This window comes from Sulfobacillus harzensis (assembly GCF_012933365.1).
Taxonomy (GTDB): Bacteria; Bacillota; Sulfobacillia; order Sulfobacillales; family Sulfobacillaceae; genus Sulfobacillus_B; species Sulfobacillus_B harzensis.
Map to the genome: position 1 here is coordinate 51132 of NZ_JABBVZ010000017.1, position 8195 is coordinate 59326.

The window sequence follows — 8195 nt, forward strand, 5'->3', positions numbered from 1 at the left end:
GGTACAATGGAATCAATCTTGGGACTTGGAGGCGATAGCGTGGTTCGAGTAGGCATCAACGGGTTCGGCAGCATTGGACGCCGTTTTTTTCGCATTGCGCAGAATCAAAAGGATTTTGAGGTTGTCGCCATTAACAGCATCGGGGACGTCAACGCTCAGGCCCACCTCTTAAAGTACGACAGCAACTATGGACGTTTTCCCGGCGAGGTGTCGGTCGATGGCGAGCATTTGATTGTGGATGGCCGTTCCATTCGGGTGTTTTCAGAAAAGAATCCCGCCGAGATTCCCTGGCGGGAGGCCGGCGTGGACATTGTGGTCGAGTCCACCGGGGTCTTTACCAAAGCGGAAAAAGCGCGAGCCCACATCGATGGGGCGGGCGCCAAGCGGGTCATCATTTCCGCCCCGGCCCAGGGGGAGGATATTACCATTGTTTTGGGCGTGAACGATGACCGCTACGACCCGAGTCGGCACCACATCATTTCCAATGCCTCCTGCACCACCAACTGCTTGGCTCCCGTGGCCAAGGTGCTCCATGAATCCTTCGGCATTGTCAACGGCCTGATGACCACGGTTCACTCATATACCAACGACCAGCGGCTATTGGATTTGGAACATAAGGACTTGCGGCGGGCGCGGGCGGCCGCGCAAAATATCATCCCCAGCAGCACCGGTGCGGCCAAGGCCTTGCACTTGGTTTTGCCTGACTTGAAGGGCAAGCTGAATGGCATGTCGCTTAGGGTCCCCACACCGGTCGTGTCGGTGGTGGATTTGGTGGTCAACACGGAAAAGCCGCTGGACCGCGATCGAGTCAACGCAGCCTTCCAACAGGCGAGCCAGGGGGCATTGAAGGGCATTCTTGCCTACACCGATGAGCCCTTGGTATCGGGCGACTTTAAGGGGGATCCGCATTCCAGCATCGTGGACGGCCAGGAGACCATGGCCATGGGCGACCACATGGTCAAGGTGCTGGCCTGGTATGACAATGAATGGGGCTACGCCAACCGTTTGGTGGAACTCACCCAACTGGTGGCGAAGCACGATGCATGAGTCCTTTCCTTTCCGAACGTTAGACGTCCTCCCGGTCGTGGAGGGGCGGCGCGTGTTGGTGCGGGTGGATTTCAACGTGCCCGTCGACGATCAGGATCAGGTCACGGACGACACCCGAATCCGGGGAGCGCTCGATACCCTGATGGAGCTTAGGCGACGGGGCGCGGAGCTCATTCTCATGAGCCACCGCGGCCGCCCCAAGGGTTGGGGCGGCGCTTCTATGGAGGTGGTGGTGCCGCGCCTCTCGGAGCTTTTAGAATGCGATGTCGCGTTTATCGACGACATTGCGGGAGATCGTGCGGCCAAAAAAGCGGCGTCGCTTCGGCCCGCCGATGTGCTGCTGCTGCAGAATTTGCGTTATGACCCGGGCGAGAAGGCGGGCGATCGAGACTTCGCCCGGCGTTTGGCTGCCTTGGGTGAATTCTATGTGAACGATGCCTTTGGCACCGCGCACCGGGCCGACGCCTCGGTGGCGCTGCTGCCAACCTTGCTGCCCGGCTACGCGGGACGGCTGATGACGCATGAGCTGTTGATCCTGTCGCAGCTTCTGCATGATGCAGAGCACCCGTATTGGGCGGTGGTCGGCGGTTCCAAGGTGAGCGATAAGGTGGAGCTCTTGGACGCACTGTTGGATCGGGTTGACGGACTCGCGGTCGGCGGGGGGATGGCCAACACCTTCTTGGTGGCTGAGGGATACGACATGGGAGCGTCAAAGGTGGAGTCAGAGGCCGTCAAGACGGCCAAGCGGCTCTTGGATAAGGCCGCCGCCAAAAAGGTGCCATTGCTTTTGCCGGAGCGCGTCACGGCGGCCAAAGACTTCAAACCTGACGCCGAGCACCGTGTGGCGAAGCCGGGTGAGCTGGGTGCGGATGAAATGGCCTTGGACGTGGCTCCGGAAGCGGTCGACAAGATGCTGGAAACTATGACAGGAGCCCGTACGGTGCTATGGAACGGGCCGATGGGGGTCTTCGAATGGGACGCGTTTTCGGAGGGCACCCTGCGCATGGCAGAAGGTCTGGCCAACTCCTCGGCCCGCGTGGTGGTGGGCGGCGGCGATTCCGTGGCTGCTGTGGCTCGGGCTGGGGTTCAGGATCGGCTCTTTCACGTTTCGACGGGGGGCGGGGCAACGCTGGAGTTTTTGCAGGGGAAGCCGCTGCCGGGCGTCGAGGCATTGATAAACTCCATAAAGGGATGATATGGTGTCAAGCCCGTTAATTGTCGCCAACTGGAAGATGCACAAAACCGTGCGCCAATCGATAGCCTTTGCCCGTGAGCTGCTGCGGCGTCGGGATGAAATTCCGCCGGGAATTCAGGAGGTTATCTGTCCGACGTTGCCGGCACTCTATTCCGTTTCTCAAGTGCTGGCCTGGAGTGGCATTCAGACGGGGGCGCAAACCTTGGACCTCGGTCGCGAAGGGGCGAACACCGGGGCCGTGTCCGCCTTTTTAGTCCGGGAGACCGGCGCGGCCTTCGTCATCCTGGGCCATTCGGAGCGGCGCAACCTTTATGGCGAGGATGATGCGTTGGTCGCGGAGAAGACGCGATCGGCGCTGGATGCACATCTCATTCCCATTATTTGCGTGGGAGAGAGTCCCGAGGAGCGGAAACGGGGACGAACCGATGCGGTGATTCGCCATCAAGTGAGGGCCGTGGTGGAAGGGCTGACCGAACGGACGACGACCGCCTTGGTGTTTGCCTATGAACCCCTTTGGGCTATTGGTACTGGCCAAGTCCCGGAACCTGATGAGGCCAATCGCGTGGCTCGTTTGGCGCGAACGGTGGTGCACGAAACCACTCCTCAATTCGACAGCGATTTACGAATTTTGTACGGAGGATCGGTCAACGCGGGCAACGCCAGCGGCTTTGCCAACGCGCCCGAGATTGACGGCGCTCTGGTCGGGGGCGCCTCACTCGACATTAATCAGTGGATTGGACTCAATATCGCGTGGGGGGAGGGACGGCCGTAATGCGACCTGTGGTCTTGATGGTGTTGGATGGTTGGGGACTCGCACCGGATTCCAAAGCGAATGCCATCGCGTCCGCGCCGGAAGCGCATTATCGGAAGCTGCGCGAAACCTACCCGAGCACTGAAGTTCAAGCTCACGGACGGGCCGTGGGACTGATGCCCGACCAGATGGGCGATTCCAATGTGGGGCATTTGACCATTGGTGCAGGACGGATTGTGCAACAGAACTTGCCCCGCATTACGGATGCGGTTGAATCCGGGGAGTTAGCCAAGAACCCGGTCCTGCAAGAGGCGCTTCGAAGGGCGCGGGGCCACCGTCTGCATTTGATGGGGTTATTGTCTCCCGGGGGTGTTCATAGCCATCAGGCACACCTGAAGGGTATTTTGGACATTGTCAAGGAGGCCGGTCTCAAGGACGTCTATATTCATGTGTGGCTGGATGGCCGCGACGTGCCGCCATCCAGCGCCATGAGCTCGCTGGAGTTCTTAGCCAACGCAATCAACAGCGTCGGAGTGGGCCAGGTGGCCACCGTCGCAGGCCGCTACTATGCCATGGATCGGGACCGGCGATGGGATCGCACCGAAAAGGCCTATCGTGCCATGGTGGAAGGGAACGGCCGGACAGCCCGAAGTGCCCCTGAGGCATTGGACCAGTCGTACCAAGAGGACACGACCGATGAGTTTGTGGTTCCGACGGTGATTGTCAATGCCGACGGGAAACCGGTAACAACCATCGACGAGAATGATGTGGTGCTGGTCTTCAATTTTCGTGCCGACCGCGTCCGGCAGATTACCCGAGCACTGGCGGATCCGGAATTTGACGCCTTTTCCCGCCCGTTTAAGAAAGTGGCGGTCTACGGGATGACCGAGTACGATGAAGACTTCGAGCTACCGCACTTATTTGACCGCCCCAGCGTTCCCCATAATTTGGCGGAATGGTTGTCGAAGCATGACAAGTCACAGCTGCATGTGGCGGAAACGGAGAAGTATGCCCATGTCACCTTCTTTTTTAACGGCGGGCAGGAAAAAGTCTATCCGGGAGAAGATCGCATTCTCATTCCTTCACCAAAGGTAGCCACCTATGACCAGGCGCCGGAAATGAGCGCCAAGAAAATCGCTGACGCCGTGGTGAAAGACTTAGAGCAAGGCCGACACGAATTTATCCTATTGAATTTTGCTAATGCCGACATGGTCGGTCATACTGGGAAATTAGAGTCGGCTCAAGAGGCGGTCCGGGCGGCGGATGCCGAAATTGGCCGGATAGCGGATGCCGTGCTCAATCGCCACGGGCTGTTGGCCATTGTTTCGGATCACGGCAATGCCGAAGTGATGCAAGATGAGAACGGCAAGCCGAACACCAACCATACGACCAACCCGGTGCCCTTTGCCATCATCGCGGAATCGGATTGGCTCCGCGGCCGAAAGCTGAAGACGGGGGGCCTGCAGGATGTGGCACCCACGCTGTTGGACCTGATGGGGATGTCCATTCCTTCAGAGATGGCCGGACACTCACTTCTGACGGAAGGGGAGCGGGAGTAAATGAATGACACCATACGGCAGATTCAAGCCGTGGAAATTTTGGATTCGCGCGGCAACCCGACCGTGGCGGTACGGGTAGGACTGGAAGATGGGACGGAAGCTTGGGCGCGTGTCCCATCCGGCGCCTCGACCGGCGCTCATGAGGCGGTTGAGGTGCGTGATGGCGGCCGACGATATGGGGGCAAGGGCGTTCTCAATGTGATTCGCCACGTGAATGATGTGATTGCTCCCGTGCTTTTAGGGCAGGCGGCCCATCATCAGGACGGCATCGACCAGCAATTGTTGGAACTGGACGGGACGCAACAAAAGTCCCGGCTGGGCGCCAATGCCCTTTTGGGCGTGTCTATGGCGGTCATGCATGCAGCCGCCGCGTCGTTTCAGCAGCCTCTGTACCGCTATTTGGGCGGTGTGCAAGCGCGCACCTTGCCGGTGCCGCTCCTCAATGTGCTTAATGGAGGCGCCCACGCCGACAATAACGTGGACATCCAAGAATTTATGATTGTGCCGGCCGGCGCCGGGACGTTTTCCGAAGCGATGCAAATGGCTTCCGAAACCTATCACGCCTTGAAAGGGCTGTTGAAGGAGCGAGGGCTCCGAACCGCCGTCGGCGATGAAGGCGGATTCGCCCCCGATTTGAATGGTGACCGGGAAGCCTTGGACCTCTTGGTCGAGGCCATCCAACGAGCGGGGCTTCGGCCCGGAGAAGACGTGGCGCTGGCCTTGGACGTGGCGGCCAACGAGCTGTATCACCAGGGAAGCTACCGTTTAGGGGATGAAACCAAGAGCGCGGATGCCCTGATCGCGTGGTATCAAGAGCTAATTAAGGCCTATCCGATTGTGTCGCTTGAGGACGGTTTGTCGGAAGACGACTGGGATGGTTGGAAGCACCTCAATCAGGCCCTAGGGCAGCAGATTCAATTGGTGGGCGATGATCTGTTTGTCACCAATCCCTCGCGCATTCAGCGGGGACTGGACGAGGATGTCGCCAATGCCGTGCTCATCAAGCTGAATCAAATCGGCACGGTCAGCGAAACCTTAGAAGCGATGCGGATGACCGCACGCCGCGGATGGCGCGCGGTGGTTTCCCATCGCTCCGGAGAAACCGAAGATACCACCATCGCGGATTTGACGGTGGCCACCAACAGTGGACAGATTAAGACCGGTGCGCCAGCGCGCAGCGAGCGTGTTGCAAAGTACAACCGGCTCTTGATGATTGAGGCGCAGGATACCGGTTTGGAATTTGCCGGTTGGGAGGCATTTCGGCGTTGAATTTGGAGTTGAGGCAGGTTGCCGACGGCGTCTATGCGACCTCCCGTGCGGCGATGCAGGTTGAAGTGGCGGATGTTGTCGTGTTTGACATGGACGGCGTGCTGATGGATGTGCGCCACAGTTACCCGGTGGTTATTTGCAAGGCCGTCGACCGTTTTCTGCGTGAATCCGGATTTACCGGGGACGAGACGGCTGTTACGCCTGACGAGACCGCCTATTTCAAAGCGGCGGGAGGATTCAACAGCGATTGGGCCTTGGCTCAAGGCGTGGTGTTAATCTACTTGGTGAAGGCGGAACTGGCGGGATCCAAGCAGATTGACGGCCTGCGCAATGTCTCGCCGGATTTGGCCACGGTGGCGCGGTCGGCAGGCCAATACGGCGGCGGACTAGCGGGTTTGGAAAATGCGCTCGCTCATCTCATTGAGACGCGTGAGTTTGAACGCTTGAAGAGCAGTGCCTGGGACCGGGCCCGGATAACCCGACTAGCGCAGGAGTTCTATGCCGGGGATCGGTCTCATGTGGTGTTCGGCGTGTCCAACGACACCATCAGCGGCGATGGCTTAATGCTGGCCGAACGGCCGTTGATTGACCGCAACACGCTGCTTTCAGCGCCGTTTCGCTATGGACTCTATACCGGACGCAACCGCGGTGAGGTGGAGACGGCTCTTGATATGGCGCATCTCGGCGGCGTTTTTGCCGAGGAGGCACTGGTCACCGAAACGCTGGGCATTCGAAAGCCCGATCCTGCCGGCCTTTTTCGGGTGGCCGAGGCATTAAAGCCGAAACTGATGATTTATGCCGGGGACAATCTGGACGATTGGCAGACGGCCGCCCGCTACGAGGCGGAGCGGGGCCTTGAAGAACCGCCGTGCGTCTTCTGCGGGGTTCTTGGGGGCTCTCCCGGGCCGCTAGGCTACAGTTTGTTCCAGGAGCGGGGCGTCGACCTCATGACGAAAAGCGTGCAGGCGCTGTTGGCCTGGGTGACGGGACGAAAGCAGCGGATCGCAACCATTTAGCGCCCGTCTAAGCGCATCGCACCGATTGGCGGTTATGAGACCCTTCCTTAAAATTTGTGGACCCCCGAGGGCGAACCCCTTGGGGGTTTTTTCCTTCTCACACCCTTCTTTGGCCGCTTCATATCATGAGCATCATCACCAAGGGAGGGTGGGACATGACAGGCGAGCAGGAATTTGACCAAGGCCATCTGACCCGTTTTCACTATCGGCTCATCACCGTCGCCGGCCTTGGCACGTTGTTTGATTCCATGGATGTCGGCATCGTGTCTTTCGTCATTGCTGCCCTGATTCGCGCCTGGAGTCTCAATGACTTTTGGGCGGGCGTGGTTGGCAGTATCAATCTGGTAGGCATGGCGATTGGGGCTGCTTTGGCTGGCTCGTTGGCCGACCGGTTAGGACGCCGGCAAATGTTTATGTTGACGCTTTTGGTGTACAGTGTGGCCACGGGACTTTCGGGCATTTCCATTGCGCTGTGGATGCTGTTGTTGTGCCGCTTCGTTGTCGGCCTGGGGCTGGGCGGGGAGCTTCCCGTCACCACCACAATGGTGACCGAATTCTTGCCCGCCCGCGTCCGGGGCCGCGGCATCGTGCTGTTGGAGAGCTTCTGGGCGGTCGGTTGGCTCATTGCCGCAATCGTGGCTTTCATTGTCATCCCGGCTTGGGGGTGGCGGGTGGCCTTCTTTGTGGGCGCCATTCCCGCCCTCTATGTGTTGTACTTGCGGCGGGGAATCCCGGAGTCGCCCCGCTATCTTATGCGCACGGGGCGTTCTGTGGAGGCCCGTCAAGTCATGAGTCTTGCCGCGGGTCGGGAAATTGCCGCGACGTCCGTTGCCGTGCCATCCAACGTGACCCGTCCGCGTCTCGGCGTATTGTTCAATCGTCAATTTGGCCGGCGTACCGTCATGTTGTGGATTTTGTGGCTGGGGATGAACTTCGCCTATTACGGCATGTTTCTCTGGTTGCCCTCGGTGCTGGTGGCGCACGGGTATTCCTTGGTGAATTCCTTTGGCTACACCATGATTGTAACGGCCGTACAAATCCCCGGCTATTTTTCTGCCGCCTGGCTGGTGGATAAGGTGGGGCGAAAACTGGTGCTGGTAGTCTACCTGCTGTTTACGGCCCTCTTTGCCACCCTGTTTGGCCATGCCACGGGGGTGGCGGCGGTGCTCATTTATGGATCGCTGTTAGGCTTCTTCAACCTAGCAGCTTGTGTGCGTAGTCGGTCCGCGATGCCGTCGCTCCGCATGTAGAGTAGCCCGTTAACTCGACCCTCAGACCGGGCGCGGTGTCCCACTGGGGCGAGCGGACTTGTGGCCCCCGGCATTCCGTAGGATTTTGGCCAGGTTGGCAACCGCACA

Annotated in this window: 7 protein-coding genes; all 7 read left to right on the forward strand. The window is 59.3% G+C overall.

Annotation, left to right across the window (positions count from 1 at the left end):
• Positions 1 to 39: 39 nt before the first annotated feature.
• The 7 genes from gap (at position 40) to HIJ39_RS07265 (ending at position 8087) form a co-directional block, all read left to right on the forward strand.
• Complete coding sequence (gene gap / locus HIJ39_RS07235) at positions 40 to 1047, forward strand: type I glyceraldehyde-3-phosphate dehydrogenase (protein ID WP_169098179.1); 1008 nt, start codon at positions 40 to 42, stop codon at positions 1045 to 1047.
• Positions 1040 to 2242: a phosphoglycerate kinase gene (locus HIJ39_RS07240; RefSeq protein ID WP_169098180.1), complete on the forward strand. Its 1203-nt coding sequence runs from the start codon at positions 1040 to 1042 to the stop codon at positions 2240 to 2242. The genes gap and HIJ39_RS07240 overlap by 8 nt, the downstream gene beginning before the upstream one ends.
• A 1-nt stretch (position 2243) precedes the next feature.
• On the forward strand, positions 2244 to 3014 hold the full coding sequence (gene tpiA / locus HIJ39_RS07245; RefSeq protein ID WP_169098181.1) for a triose-phosphate isomerase: 771 nt from the start codon (positions 2244 to 2246) through the stop codon (positions 3012 to 3014).
• Complete coding sequence (gene gpmI, locus HIJ39_RS07250) at positions 3014 to 4552, forward strand: 2,3-bisphosphoglycerate-independent phosphoglycerate mutase (RefSeq protein WP_169098182.1); 1539 nt, start codon at positions 3014 to 3016, stop codon at positions 4550 to 4552. The genes tpiA and gpmI overlap by 1 nt, the downstream gene beginning before the upstream one ends.
• Complete coding sequence (gene eno / locus HIJ39_RS07255) at positions 4553 to 5821, forward strand: phosphopyruvate hydratase (RefSeq protein ID WP_169098183.1); 1269 nt, start codon at positions 4553 to 4555, stop codon at positions 5819 to 5821.
• Positions 5818 to 6837: an HAD family hydrolase gene (locus HIJ39_RS07260; RefSeq protein WP_169098184.1), complete on the forward strand. Its 1020-nt coding sequence runs from the start codon at positions 5818 to 5820 to the stop codon at positions 6835 to 6837. Before eno ends, HIJ39_RS07260 begins: the two co-directional genes overlap by 4 nt.
• Before the next feature lie 155 nt (positions 6838 to 6992).
• On the forward strand, positions 6993 to 8087 hold the full coding sequence (locus HIJ39_RS07265; protein WP_169098185.1) for an MFS transporter: 1095 nt from the start codon (positions 6993 to 6995) through the stop codon (positions 8085 to 8087).
• Positions 8088 to 8195: the final 108 nt, after the last annotated feature.

Bases quoted from the DNA above. Each gene is read 5' to 3' on its own strand.
- HIJ39_RS07265 (WP_169098185.1), top strand. From the start codon at position 6,993: ATGACAGGCGAGCAGGAATTTGACCAAGGCCATCTGACCCGTTTTCAC.
- gpmI (WP_169098182.1), top strand. From the start codon at position 3,014: ATGCGACCTGTGGTCTTGATGGTGTTGGATGGTTGGGGACTCGCACCG.
- HIJ39_RS07240 (WP_169098180.1), top strand. From the start codon at position 1,040: ATGCATGAGTCCTTTCCTTTCCGAACGTTAGACGTCCTCCCGGTCGTG.
- eno (WP_169098183.1), top strand. From the start codon at position 4,553: ATGAATGACACCATACGGCAGATTCAAGCCGTGGAAATTTTGGATTCG.
- tpiA (WP_169098181.1), top strand. From the start codon at position 2,244: ATGGTGTCAAGCCCGTTAATTGTCGCCAACTGGAAGATGCACAAAACC.